The sequence below is a fragment of the Lactobacillus selangorensis genome (assembly GCF_001437205.1).
GTDB classification, from domain to species: domain Bacteria; phylum Bacillota; class Bacilli; order Lactobacillales; family Lactobacillaceae; genus Paralactobacillus; species Paralactobacillus selangorensis.
Genome location: NZ_JQAZ01000001.1, coordinates 293,250 through 315,660, shown reverse-complemented (window position 1 = coordinate 315,660; position 22,411 = coordinate 293,250). Strand labels below are relative to the sequence as shown.

Here is a 22,411-nt window from a genome sequence, read left to right as displayed (position 1 = left end):
CATATGATGGAACAACAAGAATCTTTAATGTTCCAAATAGAAGGGAATCTTAAACTTATGACAACAATTTGTGCCGTTCGGCAAGGTGGTCACACGGCAATTGCCGGCGATGGCCAAGTCACTTTAGGTGAAAAAGTAATTATGAAACAAGGTGCACAAAAAGTGCGCAAGATTTATGATGATCAAGTTGCAATCGGCTTTGCCGGTGGGGTCGCCGATGCTTTAACGCTCGAAGAGTGGTTCGAGAAAAAATTGAAGGCTTATGGCGGCGATTTACGCCGTTCTGCCGTTGAATTAGCACAAGACTGGCGCAAAGATCCGACTTTGCAGAAGCTTGAAGCAATGATGATTGTTATGGACCGGAAAAACTTACTGGTTGTTTCTGGGAGCGGCGAAGTCATTGAACCAGATGATAACGTCGTTGCGATTGGTTCGGGCGGCAATTACGCTCAGGCTGCTTCTGTGGCCATGCTGCATCATAATCCTGAAATGTCAGCGGCTGATATTGCTAAAGATGCTGTGAACATTGCGGCCGATATCGATGTCTTTACGGATCACAACGTCCGTGTCGAAGCACTCTAATAATTGAGGTGGAATAAATTTGTCAGAAAAAACACCAAAACAAATCGTTCAAGAACTAGATAAATATGTCATTGGTCAGACGGAAGCCAAACGCGCCGTTGCGATTGCCTTGTACAATCGACGCCGGCGCATGGAACTTTCGAAAGACATGCAACAGGAAATCACACCTAAGAATTTACTGATGATTGGGCCAACTGGGGTCGGGAAAACTGAAATTGCCCGTCGCCTGGCTAAGATTGTCGAAGCCCCCTTTGTGAAAGTTGAAGCAACGAAGTTTACTGAAGTCGGCTACGTCGGGCGGGATGTCGAATCGATGGTCCGTGACTTAGTCGATGTTGCCGTTACCATGGAAGAACGTGAACAGTTCAAGCATGTGCGGGCCGAAGCCTCCAAACAAGCCGATAAACGCTTAGTTAAATTATTGGTACCAGGCTTGAAGAAGGAACAGAAGCAGAACAATGCCAACTCGCTGCAAGACTTGATGAAAGCCTTCCAGACGATTCAAAATGGTGATACCGATGCTGCTGATCCGGATGAAAATGACAATGAACAGGTCACGGATCAGATTCGTGACCAGCGGCTCAGTGTCATGGAACAGTTACGGCGTGGCCAATTAGACGACCGTGAAGTCAGCATTAAAGTCGACGAACCGAAAAAGGCTGCCCCGATGAACGACATGATGGGCTCAATGGGCATCGACCTAAGCGATACGCTTGGCCAGATGATGCCGAAGAAGAAGATCACCCGGACAGTTACCGTTAAAGAGGCACGAGAAATCTTCATTCGGGAAGAATCCGATAAACTGGTCAACCATGCGGATATTTACCATGATGCCATCGAACGGGCTGAAAATACCGGGATTATCTTCATCGATGAATTCGATAAGATTGCCGGTGGTCGCAAGCAGCAGTCCGGCGAAGTCTCCCGTGAAGGTGTCCAGCGTGATATTCTACCGATCGTCGAAGGCTCACAAGTCAATACTAAGTATGGTCCAATCGATACCGACCATATTCTCTTCATCGGTTCGGGTGCCTTCGCCGAATCGAAGCCAAGTGATCTAATTGCTGAATTGCAGGGCCGTTTCCCGATTCGAGTCGAGTTGAACGCTTTGTCGAAAGAAGACTTTGTCCGAATTTTGGCAGAACCGAAGAATTCGCTGGTTAAACAATATATTGCTTTGGTCGGCACCGACGGTATTCATTTGACCTTTACACAGGAAGCCATCGAACGCATCGCTGAGATTGCTTACGACGTCAACCAGAACACCGATAATATCGGGGCCCGTCGTTTAGCAACGATCCTTGAAAAGCTGTTGGAAGATATCTTGTATGAAGGCCCAGATATGCAGATGGGCGACATCACCATTACTGAAAAATATGTCAATGATAAAATCGGAGGAATCGTCAGCGATCCGAACTTGAGTCGCTACATTCTCTAAAAAGAGGGTTTGGGAAATGACAGTAAAAATTGAAAATAGTTTTTTGACAGCGACTTTTGTCAATAAGGGCGCTGAGTTGCAAAGCTTAACGGATAATCACAGCGGTATTGAATATATCTGGCAGGGCGATCCTAAAATTTGGGGGCGGCACGCACCGGTTCTGTTCCCCTTTGTCGGTCGTTTAAAAGATGACCAGTACACTTATCAAGGGAAGACCTACCACATGGGACAACATGGTTTTGCCCGTGACCGTGATTTTGTCGTTGAAGAACAGACGCCAGCTAGCGTCACGTTCCGACTCGACTCAGATGCTGAATCAAAACAGAATTATCCGTTCGACTTCATCCTGCGCATTCAGTATTCACTTGAAGACAGCAGCCTGAAAGTCCATTATGATGTGACGAACCCCAGCACCAACGAGCCGTTGTACTTCTCGATCGGCGGACATCCCGGTTTTCGGATTCCGCAGACCGATGATCTGACTTTTGAAGATTATTACTTGTCATTCGACCCGAAGAAGAGCCGGATTCGCATCCCGTTAGATGCACCCTTAACTGATTATGCACATCGGACCTTGGCTGCGACGGATACGGATATTGACTTGACACACGACCTTTTTGACCAGGATGCGATTATCTATACCGGCAATGCGAAGGATAACTTCAGTTTGCGCAGCGACAAGAGCGAACACTTTGTTCAATTGACAGTCAAGGGCGAACCATTTACCGGTGTCTGGTCGCCATACCCGACAACTGGCAACTTAGTCTGCATCGAACCATGGTGGGGCATTGCCGATGATGTCACGGCGTCCGGCGAATTGACCGAAAAACGGGGTATCAATAAGCTCGACCCCGGCCAAGACTTCAAACGCAGTTTCCGCATCACAGTTGGTTAAGGCCAATAAAAAAAGATTGAAGCACATCGCTTCAATCTTTTTTTTGCTTCTTTTTACGAAGATAATAGCCTAATCCGAAGGGCACCATATTTTCAGTCCCATCTTTAATCCGTTTGAAATTATCTTTATGGCGGTAGAAAATAACAACTGTGATCAGCAATGCTGTGGCCGTTAACAACCAGTCATGGAAGAACAGCGAAATGATATCGAGCAGCACCATCGACACGGTACTGGCAACACTGACCATGCTTGACAGCAATAAGGTACTCATGAAACACAGCCAGGCGATTCCGAAGAACGCGGGATTATAAACGAGCACCATCCCAACGCTAGTCGCAACGGCCTTGCCACCCTGAAAATGGATAAAGATTGAATGAGTATGACCAAAAACAGCGACCACGCCAGCCAGTAAAATCAGCCAGTGCTGCGGCAAGCCGAAGAACAATGGTAACGCAGCTGCCAGCGTGCCTTTAAACATATCCATAATCAGTACAATAATGCCGGCTGGTCGTCCTAAGACACGAAAGGCATTGGTCGTGCCGGTGTTGTGACTCCCATACTGACGAATGTCCTTGTGATAGAATAACTGCCCGATCCAGACTCCAGAAGGGATCGAACCAATTAGGTAGGCGAGTATTAAGACAAGTATTATTTTCACAATTTTTCCCTCTCACTTTTGCAATTAGACCTCTATTTTAGCACAAGTCGTTTTGGCTTTGACACTTTCTTAACAATCGCTTAAAATGAGTACGAACGTTTGTTCGACAAAAGAAGTAGAAACTTATCAGTGCTATAAAATACTTTTTGCCAAGTGCCTGGCAAACGTGATAGGATTAGTTTTATATACGGTATTTTTGCACTGAAACAATCAATGAATTTTAAAAATGAAAAAGGGGGATTTGTCCGTAATGGCAGAAAACCATGAATACAATGATGCGTCAATTCAAGTCCTCGAAGGGTTAGAGGCCGTTCGTAAACGGCCTGGGATGTATATCGGCTCGACCGATGCCCGTGGCCTGCATCAGCTTGTCTACGAAATTTTCGATAATGCGGTCGATGAAGCTTTGGCCGGTTACGGCAAAGATATCGAAGTGACAATCCACAAAGACAACAGCGTCACCGTTCAGGATAATGGGCGGGGAATGCCGACTGGGATGCACAAGTCAGGCATTCCGACCATCGAGGTCATCTTGACGGTTCTGCATGCCGGTGGGAAATTTACCGAAAACAGCTACAAAACTTCTGGCGGTCTGCATGGGGTCGGCGCTAGTGTCGTGAATGCCCTCTCAGAATGGCTCAAAGTCCGAGTTGTCCGTGATGGTGTCGCCTATGAGGAAGCATTCAAAGACGGCGGCAAACCTGTCGGGACGTTAAAGAAGGTCGGCAAGACCAAAGATCCACGTGGGACTACGCTGACGTTTAAACCGGATGCGACTATTTTCCAGACGACGAACTTCAACTATGACGTGCTGGCGGAACGGCTCCGTGAATCGGCGTTCCTGTTAAAAGGGGTCAAAATTACCTTTACGGATGAACGTCAGGATAAACAGGAAGTTTTCCAGTATGATGACGGCATCATCTCCTTCGTCAAGTATCTGAATGAAGATAAAGATACGCTCGGCGGGGTTATGTTCTTCGACGGCACTAAAGATGGAATGGAAATCGAGTTTGCCGGTCAATATAATGATGGTTACTCCGAAAACATTCTTTCGTTTGTCAATAATGTCCGGACCGGTGACGGCGGGACCCATGAAGCTGGGCTTCGGGCCGGTATGACTCGTGCTTTCAACGATTATGCTCGTAAAATCAACATGCTCAAAGACAAAGATAAAAATCTGGAAGGGTCCGACATCCGTGAAGGGCTGAGCGGCATCTTATCCGTTCGGATTCCAGAAGAGATTCTGCAGTTTGAAGGCCAGACGAAGGAAAAGTTAGGCACACCCCAAGCCCGTTCAGCGGTCGATAACGTTATTTACGACCAGCTGAGCATCTACCTCATGGAAAATGGGGAATTTGCCCAGACACTCGTGCGCAAGGCAATGAAAGCTCGTGAAGCCCGTGAAGCAGCTCGTAAGGCTCGAGATACGGCTCGTACCGGCAAGAAACGCCGTAAATCCGATGGACTATTATCAGGCAAACTGACACCAGCCCAATCGAAGAACCCTGAGAAAAAAGAATTGTTCTTAGTCGAAGGGGATTCTGCCGGCGGTTCGGCGAAACAAGGCCGGGACCGTAAATATCAAGCCATTCTGCCATTGCGTGGGAAGGTTTTGAACACCCAGAAAGCTAAATTAGCTGATATTGTCAAGAATAAGGAAATTAACACCATTATCTATACAATTGGTGCCGGTGTGGGCGCTGAATTCGACCTGAAGGAAAGCAATTATAATAAGATCATCATCATGACCGATGCTGATGACGACGGTTCGCATATTCAGATTTTACTGCTGACTTTCTTCTACCGTTATATGCGGCCGCTGATCGAAGCAGGACATGTTTATATTGCCTTGCCGCCGTTGTACAAACTACAGCGGGGGACGGGCAAAGATGCCAAGATTGCCTATGCCTGGACGGATGATCAGCTGGCCCAATTAACCAAGACGATGAAACGTGGCTACAATTTGCAGCGTTTCAAAGGGTTAGGGGAAATGAATGCTGACCAGTTGTGGGAAACCACCATGGACCCGCAGTCACGAACGTTGATTCGAGTTCGCATTGACGATGCAGCGCTCGCCGAAAAACGAGTCACTACTTTAATGGGTGACAAAGTCGAACCACGGCGGAAATGGATTGAAAAGAATGTTAAGTTTACGATGGAAGAAGACGGCAGTATTCTCGACAAAGACAAAGCCGATGATCAGCCGTCGACAGGGCAGACCGACTTATTCCATCAGATCAATCAGTAAAGTGAGTGAATAAATATCGTGGCCAAACAACAAGGACAAAAAATTCAAGAATTATCATTTGAAGAGGTCATGGGCGAACGCTTTGGCCGCTATTCAAAATATATCATCCAGGAACGGGCGTTGCCTGATATCCGGGATGGACTGAAGCCGGTTCAGCGCCGCATCCTCTATGCAATGGCTAAAGATGGCAATACCTATGATAAAGGCTTCCGTAAATCGGCGAAGTCCGTTGGGAACGTCATGGGGAATTTTCATCCGCATGGTGATAGTTCGATCTATGAAGCCATGGTCCGGATGAGCCAGTCATGGAAGAATCGTGCTCCATTGATTCAAATGCATGGGAACAATGGGTCGATGGATGGGGATCCGCCGGCTGCGATGCGTTATACTGAAGCACGCTTAAGCAAGATTTCCGGCGAATTGTTGGCCGATATCGATAAAGAAACTGTCGATATGGTCCTCAACTTCGATGATACCGAATACGAACCGACAGTACTGCCCGCCGGCTTCCCGAACCTCTTAGTGAACGGGGCCACTGGAATCTCGGCTGGTTATGCGACTGAAATTCCACCGCACAATCTCAATGAAGTCATCGATGGAATTATGTATTTGATGGATCATCCCGACGCCTCGCTCGACAAAATCATGACCTTTGTCAAAGGACCTGATTTTCCGACTGGTGCAATTGTTCAAGGAGCAGATGGAATTCGCAAAGCCTTCGAAACTGGGCGGGGCAAGATTATCGTCCGTTCGAAGACTAGCATCCAAGATGTCAAAGGCAACCGTCAGCAGATTGTCATTACCGAACTGCCGTATGAAGTCAATAAGGCCAACTTAGTCAAGAAGATCGATGAAATTCGGGTTTTGAAGAAAGTCGACGGAATCAGCGAAGTTCGGGATGAAACGGACCGGCATGGTTTATCGATTGTAATTGATCTGAAACGGAACGCCGATGCGCAAGGGATTCTCAACTATCTGTTGAAGAATACCGAATTGCAGATTGCCTATAATTACAACATGGTGGCTATTTCACACATGCAGCCTGTACAAGCTGGGCTAATCGAAATTCTGCAAGCCTATATCGAACACCGTGAAGACGTGGTCACACGGCGGACCAAATATAATCTCAAGAAGGCAAGCGATCGTCTGCACATCATCAATGGGCTGATGAAGGCTCTTTCCATCTTAAACGATGTCATCAAGACCATTCGCGCCAGCCAGAATAAAAAGTCGGCCAAAGAAAATCTGATGAAGGCTTATGACTTCAGTGAAAAACAGGCTGAAGCCATTGTGTCTTTACAGTTGTACCGGCTGACCAACACCGATATTACCGCCTTGCAAAAGGAATCGGACGAGCTCAACAAGCAAATCATGAGTTACCAGAAGATTTTGAACGATCCGAAAGAATTGAAACGGGTCATCAAGAGCGAACTGCGCCACGTCGAGAAAGAATACGGCAGTCCCCGTAAGACTCAGATTGAAGCAGAGGTTTCTGACTTGAAGGTCGATACTAGCGTGATGGTCGCCGATGACGATGTGATGGTCATGGTCAGTCATGATGGTTACTTGAAACGCAGCAGTATGCGGTCGTTCCAGGCTTCCGCTGAAGATGGTCTGAAGGATGTCGATTATCCCGTCCTGCAAGTCAAGACACATACTTTGGCGCACCTATACATCTTCACCAACTATGGGCACATGATTTATCGTCCGGTTCATGAAATTTTGGATGCTCATTGGAAGGATGCCGGAGAACATTTATCCCAGACGGTCGGGCTAGCGAGTGATGAAAGTGTTATCGCTGCTTATATTTTCGAAGATCTCGATCAAACCGGACAATTTGTCATGGCCAGCACCGATGGCTATATTAAGCAGACCAGTTTTGCCGATCTGAAACCAGGTCGGACTTACAAATCGCATCCGCAGCAAGCCATCAAACTTCATGACGATCATGTCCGGCTCGCTGATATTTATTATGTGGCCGGTGATGAAGCCGACCTGCAAGTCGTCAGTGCCAGCCACAAAGGTTACGGCTTACGTTTCGCCTTGTCCGAAGTGTCCACAATGGGCGCTCGGACACGGGGGGTCAAGTTAATGGATCTGAAACCTGAGGATACGATTGTTGATTTTGTCTTAGTATCACCGGATGCCCATGAAGTCGGGATTATTACCCAACGGGGAGCCTTCAAAAAGATGAACGTTACCGAAATTCCAGTCATGTCGCGCGCACGACGAGGGGTTCAGATTTTACGTGAATTGAAACGTAATCCACATCGAATCGCTGCGATGACGCTGGTCACGCCGGCAACTACGTTAATGGTCGAAACTGACCAGCAGCAGTTCTTTGCGATTGATCCGACGCAGTACCCAAGCGGTGATCGTTACTCAAATGGTTCGTTCGTGCTTGATCCGGATGAAATCGGGGCGCCAAGCGGCGTTCATCTAAAACGATTACCAGATCCTGAGGACGAGAATTAGCAGCGATTTCTATTGCACTTTCTGTAGCGATTGATTAAGATGAAAATAGGGTTTTGGCGAGAAAAAGAAAAGAGGAACCGTTTTTGAAAACAAAGCAGGAAAGTATCTTTTCATCGAAAACACTCACGTATTTCTTGCAGCTTGCAGAAACGATGAACTATACCCAGGCTGCACAGTTACTGGGCATCACACAGCCCGCCTTGACACAGCAGATTAAAAAATTGGAACGTGTTGTGGGTGCACCCTTATTTTATTCGGTCGGCAAAAAACTACATTTGTCGGATGCCGGCAAAACGATGCTGACAACCACACATTCGATTTATGATCTGCTGAACCACGCGACCGATGAGATTCAAAAATCGACGAGTGCGACCAGCGGCAAGATTTCAATCGGTTTATTATCCTCGATTGAAAGTTCGGTCCTAGAAGATTTCATTATTGCGTATTTCAAAGAAAATCCGCATGTTGAAATTTCGCTGCACCTGTTGACTCGCAAGGAAATCTGGGATCGTCTGGAGAATAATCACATCGATTTAGCGGTAATGTACCTGCCGGATGACAGCATCAAGAATTGGAAACCCTATGCGACCAAGAAGATTATCGATGAGCAGCTCTTGTTCTTGCATCATAACGAGAAGCTCGCCCATCGGAAACGGATTGCCTATAAAGACACGCTCGACAAGCCATGGGTCACTTATCCGAATGACTACTACTTGGCAGAGATGATTCACGAAACGTATAAAAATCATTTAATGGATCAGCCGCAGAGTGTCGCCCAATTCACGTCGCCGTATCAGATTGCGAAGTTTGCCAACGTGACGGATGTCAATACGGCACTGCCGATGAGTTTTTATAACGCGCATACCAATGAAATTGACCTCTACGCGTTGCCGTTCGAACCGGCAATCAATTTTAAAATGTCGTTTGTTTTTCGGCGGGATAAAAATCATATTCCACGCATCGAACATTTTCTCACTGCTTTTGACCAGTTCTTAGCGGACGACGACTATGTCAGTCGGCTCCAGCAGTTGAATCAGCATTAAAATCAATTCAGGTAACAAAATTATTTTTAAAGGGAGTTTTATGTTATGAGTAAACAACTTGTTTTTGGTCACCGTGTGCCCGATACGGACGCTATCAATGCGGCGATCGCCTATTCTTATTTTGAAAACCAGCGCGGTTATGATACTGAAGCCGTTGCATTAGGCGAACCAAATGATGAGGAAAAATTCGTTTTAAATTATTTTGATCAGAAAGCGCCACGTGTGATTGAAACGGCTGCCAACGAAGTCGATGAAGTCATGCTGGTCGACCACAACGAATTCCAGCAGAGTGTCAGCGATATTGCCGATGTTACCATTACCCATGTGGTCGATCATCATCGGATTGCCAACTTCAATACAACACTGCCGTTATACTATCGGGCTGAACCAGTCGGCTGCACAAGCACGATTTTATGGGAAATGTTCAATCAGTATGACGTCGAAATTCCAGCTAAATTAGCCGGTTTAATGATGAGTGCGATCATTTCTGATACTTTGTTATTGAAGTCACCGACAACAACTGATGTCGATCGTGAGGCTGTCAAAGCACTTGCTAAGATTGCTAATGTCGATTACGAAAAGTACGGTATTGAAATGCTGAAAGCTGGGACGAATTTATCGTCCAAGTCTGACCAAGAATTGATTGATCAAGATGCCAAAACCTACACAATCAATGGAACAACTGTTCGAATCGACCAAGTCAACACAGTAGACCTCAGTGAAGTCAATGACCGTAAAGACGGCTTATTAAAGGCTATGGAAGCTGAAAGCAAAGATAAAGGCTATGATTTATTCTTGCTCTTAGCAACCGATGTCCTTAACAGCAACTCTGATTTGTATGTTTACGGCACACCGACTGACGCCGTTGAAAAAGCCTTCAGCATCACTTTGAAGGATCAGCAGGCTAATTTGCCTGGTGTCGTTTCCCGTAAGAAGCAGGTTGTCCCACAGTTAACTGACGCCATGAACGCCTAACCATTAGGAGGCAGATACATTGGCAGATCATCAAATGCTCCTCGATCAATACAACTTCAGCCAGATTACCGGCGGTCACGAACGAATCGTCGCACGGTTGTATGACGACACCACTTCACGGATTAAGCAGAACGATCTGATTTTCTTTACCGTACTGCCGGACCGCAACAAGCGGCTGGTCGTCATCGCTCAGGACTTGAAGCAATTTCCTAATTTCAAGGAATTGTTTGCTCATTACACCGCACAAGAAGTCGGTGGGGCACCAGGTGAGTCCGCTGAAGAATTAGCAACCAATATGGCTCGCTATTACACGCCGGAACAAATCAACGAAAATGGCGTCATTGCCATTCGAGTCAATCCGGTTGCGAGTCTGTAAGTAAAAAACGATCCTCCGATTAAAAACAGGAGGATCGTTTTTTATTTGGTGAACCAGCATGAAATTGGCTAGTTTACATAACTAAAATTTAACGAAGTAGGTTTGTTCTGACAAAAAATGGCATTCAAAAAACATGTTCTAAACAGGCCAAAAGTAAATCGCCATTTCACGATCAACTAAGTGTCAATTCATTTAAAAAGGGCTCAAAATACGTCTCTCAGCATTTAATCGGTTACATTGCTGTTATAATAGGATTTGTGGTTGGTAGGCGGCTTTTTCTGCGAAAACATGCTTTTACCCAAAAACATGTTTTCAAACGCCTCTATATCAACACGTGATTTTTATGATATACTGAATACATGGTTTTGAGTTTCTAAAAACGAACAAAAAGGGCAATATTCTCTAAACCATGTATTCAGATGTGATGGGGAGAATTCAAAATGTATCAGCATAATAAAAACAAAAAACTGCATGTAGTTGGTTTGAAAACTGATGACGAAATCGAAGACGCCAAATTCTTCATGCGTCATCATCAAAATGGCAAACGCGACGAATTATTATTCCTGTTTGGAATCAACACCGGATTACGCTGTTCTGACATCGTGACTCGAACCGTTGGCGAAGTGCGGACCGATGACCATCCTTATGTCCGTGAACAAAAAACCGGCAAGTGGCGCAAACTGAATCTGACCAACCTGCGGCCAAAGATTGATGAATATTTAGCACAGGGCGCGTTTAAGGACAGCGATTATTTATTTCAAAGTCGCAAAGGCCAAAACCGGCATTTGACCGTGAATGGCGTTTATCAAATCATGCGCCGGCTTGGTCATGAAATGGGGCGGGATGATTTAGGCACCCATACGATGCGAAAAACCTTTGGCTGGGCCTATTACCAGAAAACGAAAGATATTGCAACGCTCATGGAAATCTTCAATCACAGTAGTCAGGCGATTACCAAACGCTATATTGGTTTGACACAGGACGAAATCGACAAGTCACTCGATAATTTTGCGGTCGGATTATAAGCCTTTAAAATCAGTTCTTATCCAGATCTGCACTATAATAAGTGTGCAGAATAAAACTGATTTTTTAAAGGGGTAATCAACATGGCACAAGCAAATACAGAAAAAGCAAAACAAAGTTTAACAACGGCCCGTCAGGCATTGAAAGACCTTTACACTGCTGTTGACGACACGACACCGCAAGGCCCATCGCAAAAGGAAACTTTAAACGAAGACATTGCTAACGTCAACGATGCCATCGAACATCTGAACAACTATTAACTTGAAGTGGACGTTAAAATGCGTCTGTCAGCACCATCAAAGTCAATAATCGCCACAATTGCATCGCTGGCACGAATTGCGGCCATATCACGATGATAAATCTCATCGGCCCATGGCTTGGTAAATGCCTCAGCTTGGCCATCCTGGTGCGTTCGGGGCGAATAAACATCGCTCACAGATGGATTCTGAGCCAAGGCTTGTTCGACTTGTTCAATGATTTGAACTTGCTGCTTGGAAAAAAACGGACCGGCTAAATAAATTTTGTTCATGTCGTTGCAACTCCTTAAAAGAATCTTTTTCCAGTATAGCAAATGAATTAAAAAAGTGCGAAGCTATTTTATTTTCTCTGTAGTGATTAGAACAGACAATGTTGGCGATTAAACAGACCTGGCAACTAAACAGCTCAATTTTTTTAAAAGCAAAAACGATAAATATTATGCAAAAGAATTCCAATTTTGAATCATTAAAAAGTGTTGCTGCAGATCTCTGAATTTGAGCTGGCTCAGGCCAGCTTTTGGCTTTTGTTCGTTCTTCGTATAATATGTATTATGTAAACTAGAATATATGAATTTGCCCCCTGCCTGAATTGTCAACGAATTGACTCTTTTCAACTCATCCAATGTCCCATTTTGTTTTGAAATTAAATCATCTGAACTATATGATGATTGATACTGCAAACGATTATTGGCATCAATAGTCTATGACACCCGAAACACAGTTAACATTTTTGACTCAACATGCCGACCAATTCATCCAATATTGCGGTACTTATATGATGCTCAATTGATGTGCAGCATTTACGGCAGCTTTCAGAAAATGTAGTTTGCATCATATTATTTATCCGGGCATGCCTTGCCATTAAGTTAATTTAGGGATACCATAATTATGGTGCTTTCGATAAGGGAGAATTGTTAACCTGTAGTGATTTCCACAGTACAGGTGCACCATTAAGAACGTTGGGAGGTTCTTAAACATGCCTAATAAACGCTTTTCGTGGTTTGCATCATTACGCAGACTATATAATCAGCTTTACATGTGGCTGAATTGTTGACGGGCAAGTTTTTACATAGGAGTCGGTCTTTTGATCGGCTCTTTTTGCGTCCTAACGCATAAATAGGTACAATAAATAAGGAAGAAAAACCGTTGCAACCTAAAATCAATCTAACATAGAAAGTGTGATTCAGTATGTCCTTTGATGGTGTTTTCACTCATACCATGACACAGGAATTACAGCCGCTTGTTGATGGTAAGATCACCAAAATCCAGCAGCCCTATCCGAATGAACTGATTCTGACGATTCGTTCGCACCGCAAGAATTATCCGCTCCTATTGTCGGCTCATCCGCAATACGCCCGGGTGCAAGTCACTCGCATTCCGTATGTCAATCCGGCCACACCGTCCAAATTTACGATGTCATTGCGTAAATATCTTGATGGGGCCACTTTACAGCAAATTAAGCAAATCGATAATGATCGCGTCATGCACTTTAGCTTTACCTCTCGTAATGAATTAGGCGATCTGCAGAATATCCGCCTGATTGTTGAAATGATGGGACGCCACAGCAACGTAATCCTCATCAACCATCGCACTAATAAAATTATCGATTTAATCCGGCATGTACCGGCCGACCAGAATCGTTATCGTTTGCTGATGCCAGGAGCCGACTATGTCGAACCACCCCGTCAGAATGATCAAAATCCGTTTGTAATGCCATTCGAAACTGATCTCCTACAGGCAGATCAGTTAGCCCACGCTTTGCAGCAGACTTACCAGGGCTTTGGGCGTGATACGGCTCAGGAGTTGGCTTACCGGCTCGAAAATAGTGCCGACGTATTAGGTGCCTGGCAAGAATTTTTTGCAGCCCTCGACACGCCTCAGCCGACAATTACGACCTTTAAAGGTAAGAGCCAATTCTCAGCGATTCCTTATCGCAGTGAGGACGGAACGCAAGAACATTTTGACAGTCTCAGTGTGATGTTAGACGCCTTCTACGAAAACAAGGCCGAAAGCGACCGGGTCCAGCAGCAAGGAGCCAATCTGATTCATTTTCTGAAAAACGAATTACAAAAGGACAATCGGAAGATGAAGAAGCTCAAGCTGACGATGCAAAGTACTGAAAAAGCCGACGATTATCGGATTCGCGGTGAGGTGCTGACTACGTACTTGTCGCAGGTGGAACGCGGCATGACGGAAATTACCCTGCCAAACTTCTACGATGATGAAAAACCGCTGAAAATCCAACTTTCCAACCAGCTCTCCCCTTCTAAAAATGCCCAAAAGTACTTCACCAAGTATCAGAAACTGCGGAATGCGGTGGCCTACGTCACTGACCAGATGGCGAAAACACAAAGTGAGATTGACTATTTGGAAGGAATCATGACCCAGATCAAACTGGCTTCACCGAAGGATCTTGATGACATTCGGGCTGAACTCCAGCAACAAGGTTATCTGAAGCCGCAGAAACAGGGTAAAAACAAGAAAAAACAGCGTAAATATAAGGTCAATCAGCCGGATACATTCTACGCCAGCGATGGGACCAAAATTCTCGTCGGCAAGAACAATCTGCAGAATGAACAATTAACGCTGCATAAGGCGCAAAAGACCGATATTTGGCTGCATGCCAAGGATGTTCCTGGGTCGCACGTCATCATTACGGATGCCAATCCGACCGAGAAAACATTATTGGAAGCGGCCAATCTAGCTGCCTATTATTCAAAATCACGTGATTCTTCCAACGTTCCTGTCGATTACATCGAGGTTAAGAAAATCCGGAAACCGAATGGCGCTAAACCAGGTTTTGTCGTCTATGAAGGCCAGCGGACGGTGCGTGTTACGCCTGATGAAGTGCTCATTGATAAATTACGTCATCAACCGAATATGTAATCAAAAAGCCAGAACAAATTGTTCTGGCTTTTTATGTCATTTTATAACGGCTTATAACGGCCGTGTGGCAAAAGAACGTTCCTCCATCACTCGTAACAAGGCATCCGTTGTTTCCAGTGACGTCAAGAGTGGGACGCCGGCTTGAACAGCGGCTTCACGAATGCGGAATCCAGCTGAAGTCGTTGTCCCATCCTCATGCATCGTATTGATGACACCTTGGACCTGTCCATCACGGATAGCAGTCAGGATGTTCGGTGTCGCTTCATGTGTCTTCCGGACAATGTGCACTGGCACGCCGTGTTTCTGAAAGTACTGCGCCGTTCCAGCTGTTGCATAGATTTGATACCCGATTTCATGGAAACGGTCCGCTAACGAACGCGCCCGTTTCTTGTCTGGATCGGCGACCGTAAAGAGAATATTGCCAAACCGGGGCAAATGCAGATGTGCGGCTTCAAAGGCCTTATAGAGTGCCTTATCTAATTCGAGATCGCTGCCCATGACCTCACCCGTCGATTTCATCTCCGGTCCCAGCATGCTGTCGACTTTGGCTAATTTAGTGAACGAGAAGACCGGCGCCTTGACGTGCACCCCAACAGAATGCGGCTTCACATCCTCGACCTTCGTTAATTCGAGTAAGGAGGCTCCCAAAATGACTTGGGTGGCGATCTGCGTTAATGGCAAATGAGTCACTTTGCTGAGGAATGGGACAGTCCGACTTGCATTAAGATTGACTGCAATCACAGCGGCCTGCTGGTCATGGACAATCCATTTAACGTTCAGCATTCCTTGGCAATGCAGGGCAACGGCCAGTTTCTGGGTATCCTTCGTCAGCTGTTCCTGCATGTCCGTACTCAGTCCCTGCGGTGGATAAACGGCCATCGAATCGCCGGAATGGACACCTGCTTTTTCGATATGTTCGAGAATCCCTGGGACCATGACATTCTGACTATCGCTGATTGCATCCATCTCATATTCTTTGCCAGTCACATATTGGGTGATCAAAACGGGCTTATCAGCCGCTACTTGGTAGTGATCGCTTAAATAACCATGCAATTCTTCTTTTTGGTAGGCAATCATCAACGCCTGATCACCGAGCCGATCATCCGGGCGCCGCACTAAAACGGGATATTGCATTTTATCAGCCACTGCCTCAGCGGCTTCGACACTTGTTGCAATCTGTTCATCCGGCTGCAGGAGCTGCAATTGCCGGATGATTTTACTGAAGGCATCCCGATTTCGGATCATTTTCTGAGCTGTAACAGGTGTGCCTAGAATTTTGACACCATGCTTGGCTAAGGGAGCTGCTAATTGCTGTGCCGTCTGGCCGCCAAATTGAACGATCACGCCAGCCGGCTGTTCAAGTTCGACAACATTTAAAACGTCTTCGACTGTTAACGGCTCAAAGTAAAGCTTATTGACAACGGCAAAATCAGTCGACACCATTTCGGGATTGTTATTGATGACGATTGCCGCATAACCAGCCTTTTGAATAGCCCGCAAGCAATGCACCGTTGTGTAATCAAATCCGATTCCCTGCCCGATTCGAGTCGGTCCAGAACCTAAAACGATGACGGCCGGTAAATCACTTGGCTGTGACTCGTTCTCCATTTCATACGTACTGTAATAATACGGTGTTTCCGGCGGGAATTCACCAGCTGACAGATCAATGCCTTTATAGACCGGCTTAATTTGTTCACTAATCCGGAATTGCCGCACAGCATCCGGCTGTTCATGCCACCAGTACGCAATGGCACGATCACTGAACCCATTGCGTTTAGCTTCCCACAACGTATCATGATCATCTGGATGAGCTTTCAAATCTTGTTCAATGGCAACGAGATGGGCCATTTTATCTAAGAAAAAGAAATCGATTTTTGTTAATTCAGACAGCTCATCCGGCTGATACCCACGCCGCAGCGCCTCAAAAAGATAAAATAGGCGGTCGTCTTGCGGATGAATCAATTGTTCAATAATTTGGCCGTCACTCGCCTTTTCGATTCGATCCGGATGAAAAATATCCGGTCCCAGTTCGAGCGAACGAATCGCCTTTAATAAGGCTTCTTCAACATCACGTCCAACTGCCATCACTTCCCCAATGGCTTTCATCTGCGGTCCCAGATGCCGATTGGCCCGGGCAAATTGATCAAACGGCCAACGAGGCAGCTTGCAGGCAACATAATCTAAACTCGGCTCAAACGCCGCTGAAGTTTTGTCCGTTAACGGCATCGGAATTTCATCAAGGGCCATGCCAATAGCCGCCTTAGTGGCGACTGTTGCGACTGGATACCCCGTTGCTTTGGAAGCCAAGGCGGACGACCGGCTGACACGTGGATTAACCGCTAAGATTTCATAGTTGCCCGTCTTAGGATCAATCGCAAAATGAATACTGCAATCCCCTTCGATTTTTAAGGCTCTGACAATCTGCAACGAAGCATCCCGCAAACGTTGTGTTTCACGATCTGATAAAGTCTGAGTCGGAGCAAATACAATCGAATCACCAGCATGAATCCCGACCGGATCGAAGTTTTCCATCTCGCAGACCACTAACGCATTATCAAGATGATCCCGCATCACTTCAAATTCAATTTCCTTTTGACCGGCAATACTATCTTCAAGTAAAACCTGTTTAATGGGCGATTGTTTCAGCGCACTGCGCACCAACGGCTGGAGTTCCTTCTTATTATGGGCAATACCGCCGCCGAGACCGCCAGTCGTGGCAGCCGGCCGGATGATTACTGGGTAGCCGATCTGCTGAGCAAACTGAAAAGCTTCCTTTAGATTATGCAGACTCCGTGACGCTGGGAGGGGCTGTTGCAGTTTATGCATCAAATTTTTAAACAGCTCGTGATCCTCCGTCTGCGACATTGCAGCGAGATTGGTCCCTAACAATTCGATCTGCAGTTCTTCAAGAATCCCTGAGTTAGCTAATTCCATTGTCAGGTTTAACCCATTTTGACCACCCATCGTTGGTAAAATCGCATCTGGCAGTTCCTTTCGCAGAATCTGAGCGATGAACTCAAACGTCAGCGGTTCGACATAAGTCCGATCGGCAACACCGGGGTCGGTCATAATCGTGTCCGGATCAGAATTGACCAGCACCGTCTCATAACCTTCCTCATGGAGGGCCTGGCAAGCCTGAGTGGCTGCATAATCAAATTCGGCCGCCTGTCCAATTGTAATCGGACCGGACCCTAAAATTAAAATTTTATGCAAATCATGTCGTTTTGCCATCAGACTTGCCTCCTCTGCTTCTGAAGATTAAATGCATCGATCATTTCCATAAATTCATCAAATAAATGGATCGCATCATGCGGACCGGGTGTCCCTTCCGGATCAAACTGCACCGAAAAAGCCGGATACAGCCGGTGCCGCAATCCTTCGATTGTTTTGTCATTCGTCTCAATATGAGTGACCAGTAATTGATCATTGTTAATTGAAGCTGGGTCCACTGCATAACCGTGATTCTGGGCCGTAAAATCGATCCGGCCAGTGGCAATTTCCCGAACGGGATGGTTGAAGCCATGGTGACCGAACTTCATTTTGTAAGTTGCAGCGCCATTCGCCATCGCAAATAACTCGTGCCCCAGTCCAATCGCAAAGACTGGGATTTTGCCTTCGACGGCTTGAATCATTTCGGCGACCCCATGAATATCATGCGGATTGCCTGGCCCGTTCGACAGTAAAACACCATCGGGAGCCAAAGCAAAAATCTTCTTAGCATCTGTTTTATATGGCAACACGGTCACATTGCAGTTATAATGGGCCAGCATTTTTAGCAGCCCGTGTTTCAAACCAAGATCAATCACCACGACGCGATGCCCGTCAGCTGGGCTCGGATATGGCTTCGTCGTAGCAACCTGCTGAACTTGATCCTTTGGCATGACCAGCGCTTTTAATTGGTCAAACGCATGTTCATCAGCGGCATCGACCAAACTCGCTTTCATTGCCCCTTCCGTCCGGATTCGACGTGTCAGTGCCCGTGTATCGACGCCTTCGATACCAGGGATACCCTCCTGTTTCAGGAAAGCATCCAAGCTCATCGTCGTCTCATGATGATGCGGATGGTAGTCGAGCGAGCGCACAACGACACCTTTGCAAGTTGGTTTAATCGACTCATAATCGGCCCGATTGATGCCGACGTTGCCAATTTGCGGATTTGTAAAGGCAATGATCTGCCCATTATGCGATGGGTCCGTAATCGTCTCTTGATACCCCGTCATGCCGGTCGTAAAGACGATTTCACCGGTCGTCGTTAATGGTGCACCGAAACTGCGGCCCGGAAAGACACTCCCATCTTCTAAGATTAAATAGCGTTTCATAGTGATTCTCCTCAATAAAGAACCTCGCCCGAAAGCGAGGTCTGATGTTTAAATTAAAATGTTCGAATGGCTCATCTGAGCGTATCAGCAAATGACTCGCTATGCGCCGACTCTGACTCTATTGTGCCATTCTCAGCGCCAACAGGCAAGTTGCCCTATTCGGTTTCATCATCGCTCTCAGCAGCATCTTCGCTGCGGGCCTCCTGCGGCAAGACCAGATTCATGACAATGCCCAAGATAGTTGCGACCGCTAAGCCGGAGAATTGATAAGTACCTAATTGCAGGTAAGCATTCCCGATGCCGATGACTAATACCGTTGAAGCAATCATTAAGTTGCGCTTCTGGTCTAAGTCGATTTGTGCTTCAATCATGACCCGCATCCCGTTGGCAGCAATAACCCCAAAGAGAAGGAAACTGATTCCGCCGATCACAGGCGTTGGAATACTTTCGATGAGGGCACTTAGTTTCCCGACAAAGGCAAAGATGATGGCAAAGAAGCCGGCCCCAGCTAATACATACACACTGTGTACTTTGGTCATCGCCATGACCCCGATATTTTCACCATAACTAGTCACAGGCGGCCCACCAACTAAAGCGGCGGCAATTGAAGCCATCCCATCGCCAGTCAGGGTCTTATTCAAGCCAGGATCTTTGAAGAAGTCCCGTTTAGTCAGGCTGTTGAGCACCATAATGTGCCCCATGTGTTCCGTCATTGTGACAAACGCAATTGGTGCCATACTCAAGATTGCGTCCCAATAAATTTTCGGCTGGTATGTAATAAATGGAAATTGAAAATTAGGAAGTGAGAACCAGGCTGCTTCCATAACTGGTTTGAAATTAACAATCCCGACCAGAGCTGCTAAAACGTAACCGCCGATGATGCCTAACAAGATGGGAATCAAACTTAAGAAGCCCTTCAGATACATGTTGAAGGCAATCGTCAGCAGCAAAGTAAACATCGCCACCCCGAAGTACTTGAGGTCATAGACACTCGCACCGGAAGCTGTTGTCCGCATCATCGCATCTTTCGCAGCCGTTCCAGCTAAGGATAACCCAATCACCATAATAATCGGTCCAACGACAATTGGCGGCAGTGCTTTATCAATCCAATCCGAACCGACAATCGCTACCAGTAAAGCAACGATTAGGTAAACGACCCCAACGGCAATCGTCCCTTCGGCAATCCCAGGATAACCGACCGTCTTCATCATCGCTACCATCGGAACGATAAAGGCAAAACTAGAACCCATATAAGCTGGAATCTTTCCATGTGTAATCAGAATATGAATCAAAGTCCCAACACCGGAACTGAATAGGGCAATCCCGGGATTAAGTCCGACTAAGATTGGCACGAGGACGGTTGACCCAAACATGGCAAATAAATGCTGAATCGACAAACCGACCCATTGGAAGAACGGCGGGCGGTCATGAATATCGTAGACCGCATCGTCATCATGAAATTCTTTATTATTATTTGACGCTGGCATTCTTTTCTCCTCCGTTTTCTGAGATTTCTCCAGTAAAAAAACACCCTCTCGTGCGGCACAAGGGTGTTAGATAAAACGGACGGCATCGACGCAGCTGTCTTCTAAAACCCTTTTGCTCTCTCTGGAGACAATTAAATGGTTCCTAATTTAATTTTTCAATGGCGATTCCGTCATGACCGTCAATTTCACTGACTGAAACGCGAATCTGTTCATGAAGCGACGTTGGAATGTTCTTGCCGACAAAATCGGGACGAATCGGCAATTCACGGTGACCGCGATCAACTAAGACCGCTAATTCGATTCGTTTCGGACGACCGACATCCATCAGGGCATCCAAGGCGGCCCGAATCGTCCGGCCAGTGAAGATCACATCATCGACTAAGATAACATCCTTATCGGTAATATCGACTGGAATGTTGGCGCCATGAACTTCTGGTTCGACACTATGGTCGGAACGATGAACATCATCCCGATACAAAGTGATGTCAAGCTCGCCAACTGGGACTTTGACATTTTCTAATTGTTCCAGCCGTTCAGCAATCCGCTGGGCCAGATAAATGCCACGTGTCTTAATGCCGACAAGAACAAGATTATCGATTCCCTTGTTCCGTTCAATGATTTCATACGTAATACGTGTTAATGCGCGTTTCATAGTGATCGCATCGACAACTTCTTTTGCCATTATGTTCCCTCCTTCAAGAGATAAAAAAGACCACTTAGCTATGGAAGCTAAGTGGTCTGGTCCTAAACTACGTTGAACCTTCTTAGCTTCACGGAACTAATTTTAAAGGTTTCTCTTTAATTACAAATAACTATAAAGGTTCAGTAGTTGCTTGTCAACCATGGCGCCGTAATTTATCCAGGGTTTCCTGGAACAGCGGTGGCAACGGAGCTTCAAACAATAAGTCTTTGCCTGTTACCGGATGTTTAAACCCTAACAGGGCCGCATGCAAAAATTGGCCATGGTTGGGCGTCAATGTTTTCTTCGGCCCGTACAACGGGTCACCGGCAACGGGATGATGAATATACGCCAAGTGAACACGAATCTGATGCGTCCGCCCCGTTTCTAGCCGGCAGCGAATCAGCGTATAGTGCTCGAATCGTTCCAGCACTTTGAAATGAGTGACAGCATGACGGCCGCCATCGATAACCGCTTGTTTCTTGCGGTCATTATGGGCCCGTCCTAACGGTGCATCGATCGTCCCCCGATCTTCTTTGATTACGCCATGGACGAGCGCAATGTACTCCCGTTTAGTCGAATGGACTTTCAGCTGGGCTGCCAGTGAAGCATGGGCATGATCGTTTTTGGCAACCATCAAGAGTCCTGACGTATCCTTATCAATTCGGTGTACAATCCCAGGCCGGAATTTGCCGTTAATCGTCGACAGCGGACTGTGATACAGCAATGCATTGACTAGTGTCCCATCCGGATGACCTGGAGCGGGATGAACGACCATTCCTTGCGGTTTATTGACAACGATCACATCATCATCTTCATAAACAATGTCGAGCGGAATATCCTCTGGGATTAGTTCCAGCGGCATGGTTTCCGGGATTTCAATGTGAACTTGATCGCCGGCCACGACCTTGTAATTGGCTTTCACCGGTGTTTGATTGACAGTGACCTGCTTTTCTTTGAGCCACTGCTGCACCTGCGAACGTGAATGCTCAGGGTAAGTTGCTGCAATCACTTTATCGATCCGACCGGTCAGATCGCTCACAGTGAAATCGAGTGTTTGTGCCATGAAA

The 22,411-nt window shown here is 46.3% G+C and carries 18 protein-coding genes; 11 read left to right on the top strand and 7 right to left on the bottom strand.

What is annotated here, in order from left to right; translation table 11 throughout:
* The first annotated feature begins 57 nt into the window (after nt 1-57).
* The 3 genes from hslV to IV40_RS01590 are packed head-to-tail and all read left to right on the top strand — an operon-like array spanning nt 58 to nt 2,915.
* A complete protein-coding gene (gene hslV / locus IV40_RS01600) occupies nt 58-582 on the top strand; it encodes an ATP-dependent protease subunit HslV (protein ID WP_057768614.1) in 525 nt (174 codons plus the stop codon).
* Between the two features lie 13 nt (nt 583-595).
* Nucleotides 596-2,020, top strand: coding sequence for an ATP-dependent protease ATPase subunit HslU (gene hslU / locus IV40_RS01595; RefSeq protein WP_156404202.1), 1,425 nt, complete (start codon nt 596-598; stop codon nt 2,018-2,020).
* Between the two features lie 16 nt (nt 2,021-2,036).
* Nucleotides 2,037-2,915, top strand: a complete 879-nt coding sequence (locus IV40_RS01590; RefSeq protein WP_057768612.1) for an aldose 1-epimerase family protein — start codon at nt 2,037-2,039, stop codon at nt 2,913-2,915.
* Nucleotides 2,916-2,946: 31 nt separating this feature from the next.
* Here IV40_RS01590 and plsY read toward each other — a convergent pair whose 3' ends face one another.
* Complete coding sequence (gene plsY / locus IV40_RS01585; RefSeq protein ID WP_057768611.1) at nt 2,947-3,573, bottom strand: glycerol-3-phosphate 1-O-acyltransferase PlsY; 627 nt, start codon at nt 3,571-3,573, stop codon at nt 2,947-2,949.
* Nucleotides 3,574-3,823: 250 nt separating this feature from the next.
* Between plsY and parE the strand changes: the two genes are divergently transcribed.
* The 7 genes from parE to IV40_RS10680 all read left to right on the top strand — a co-directional run bounded on the left by parE (nt 3,824) and on the right by IV40_RS10680 (nt 11,973).
* Nucleotides 3,824-5,821, top strand: coding sequence for a DNA topoisomerase IV subunit B (parE, locus tag IV40_RS01580; RefSeq protein WP_057768610.1), 1,998 nt, complete (start codon nt 3,824-3,826; stop codon nt 5,819-5,821).
* A gap of 18 nt (nt 5,822-5,839) precedes the next feature.
* Entirely contained in the window at nt 5,840-8,296 is a 2,457-nt protein-coding gene (parC, locus tag IV40_RS01575; protein WP_269082183.1) for a DNA topoisomerase IV subunit A, read from the top strand.
* A gap of 83 nt (nt 8,297-8,379) precedes the next feature.
* Complete coding sequence (locus tag IV40_RS01570) at nt 8,380-9,339, top strand: LysR family transcriptional regulator (RefSeq protein WP_057768609.1); 960 nt, start codon at nt 8,380-8,382, stop codon at nt 9,337-9,339.
* Nucleotides 9,340-9,384: 45 nt separating this feature from the next.
* Nucleotides 9,385-10,314: a manganese-dependent inorganic pyrophosphatase gene (locus tag IV40_RS01565; protein ID WP_057768608.1), complete on the top strand. Its 930-nt coding sequence runs from the start codon at nt 9,385-9,387 to the stop codon at nt 10,312-10,314.
* 19 nt (nt 10,315-10,333) lie between these two features.
* Nucleotides 10,334-10,690, top strand: coding sequence for an ASCH domain-containing protein (locus tag IV40_RS01560; RefSeq protein ID WP_057768607.1), 357 nt, complete (start codon nt 10,334-10,336; stop codon nt 10,688-10,690).
* A 440-nt stretch (nt 10,691-11,130) separates the two neighbouring features.
* Nucleotides 11,131-11,715, top strand: coding sequence for a tyrosine-type recombinase/integrase (locus IV40_RS01555; protein WP_057768606.1), 585 nt, complete (start codon nt 11,131-11,133; stop codon nt 11,713-11,715).
* A gap of 81 nt (nt 11,716-11,796) precedes the next feature.
* Nucleotides 11,797-11,973 carry a hypothetical protein gene (locus IV40_RS10680; protein ID WP_156404201.1) on the top strand — a complete coding sequence of 59 codons (177 nt, stop codon included), beginning with the start codon at nt 11,797-11,799 and terminating at the stop codon, nt 11,971-11,973.
* Here IV40_RS10680 and IV40_RS01550 read toward each other — a convergent pair.
* Complete coding sequence (locus IV40_RS01550) at nt 11,970-12,242, bottom strand: nucleoside 2-deoxyribosyltransferase (RefSeq protein ID WP_057768605.1); 273 nt, start codon at nt 12,240-12,242, stop codon at nt 11,970-11,972. The two genes, IV40_RS10680 and IV40_RS01550, sit on opposite strands and share 4 nt — an antisense overlap.
* A 916-nt stretch (nt 12,243-13,158) precedes the next feature.
* On the opposite strand from IV40_RS01550, the gene IV40_RS01545 reads away from it, so the two are divergent.
* A complete protein-coding gene (locus tag IV40_RS01545; RefSeq protein WP_057768604.1) occupies nt 13,159-14,856 on the top strand; it encodes an NFACT RNA binding domain-containing protein in 1,698 nt (565 codons plus the stop codon).
* Between the two features lie 51 nt (nt 14,857-14,907).
* Here IV40_RS01545 and carB read toward each other — a convergent pair whose 3' ends face one another.
* The 5 genes from carB to IV40_RS01520 all read right to left on the bottom strand — a co-directional run bounded on the left by carB (nt 14,908) and on the right by IV40_RS01520 (nt 22,407).
* Nucleotides 14,908-18,087 (bottom strand): carbamoyl-phosphate synthase large subunit, encoded by a 3,180-nt coding sequence (gene carB, locus IV40_RS01540; protein ID WP_057768603.1) that lies wholly within the window; start codon nt 18,085-18,087, stop codon nt 14,908-14,910.
* On the bottom strand, nt 18,087-19,175 hold the full coding sequence (locus IV40_RS01535; protein ID WP_057768602.1) for a carbamoyl phosphate synthase small subunit: 1,089 nt from the start codon (nt 19,173-19,175) through the stop codon (nt 18,087-18,089). The genes carB and IV40_RS01535 overlap by 1 nt, the downstream gene beginning before the upstream one ends.
* A gap of 155 nt (nt 19,176-19,330) precedes the next feature.
* Nucleotides 19,331-20,662 (bottom strand): uracil-xanthine permease family protein, encoded by a 1,332-nt coding sequence (locus tag IV40_RS01530; protein ID WP_057768601.1) that lies wholly within the window; start codon nt 20,660-20,662, stop codon nt 19,331-19,333.
* A gap of 142 nt (nt 20,663-20,804) precedes the next feature.
* On the bottom strand, nt 20,805-21,344 hold the full coding sequence (gene pyrR / locus IV40_RS01525; protein ID WP_057768600.1) for a bifunctional pyr operon transcriptional regulator/uracil phosphoribosyltransferase PyrR: 540 nt from the start codon (nt 21,342-21,344) through the stop codon (nt 20,805-20,807).
* A gap of 154 nt (nt 21,345-21,498) precedes the next feature.
* Nucleotides 21,499-22,407, bottom strand: coding sequence for an RluA family pseudouridine synthase (locus tag IV40_RS01520; RefSeq protein ID WP_057768599.1), 909 nt, complete (start codon nt 22,405-22,407; stop codon nt 21,499-21,501).
* Between the last annotated feature and the right edge of the window lie 4 nt (nt 22,408-22,411).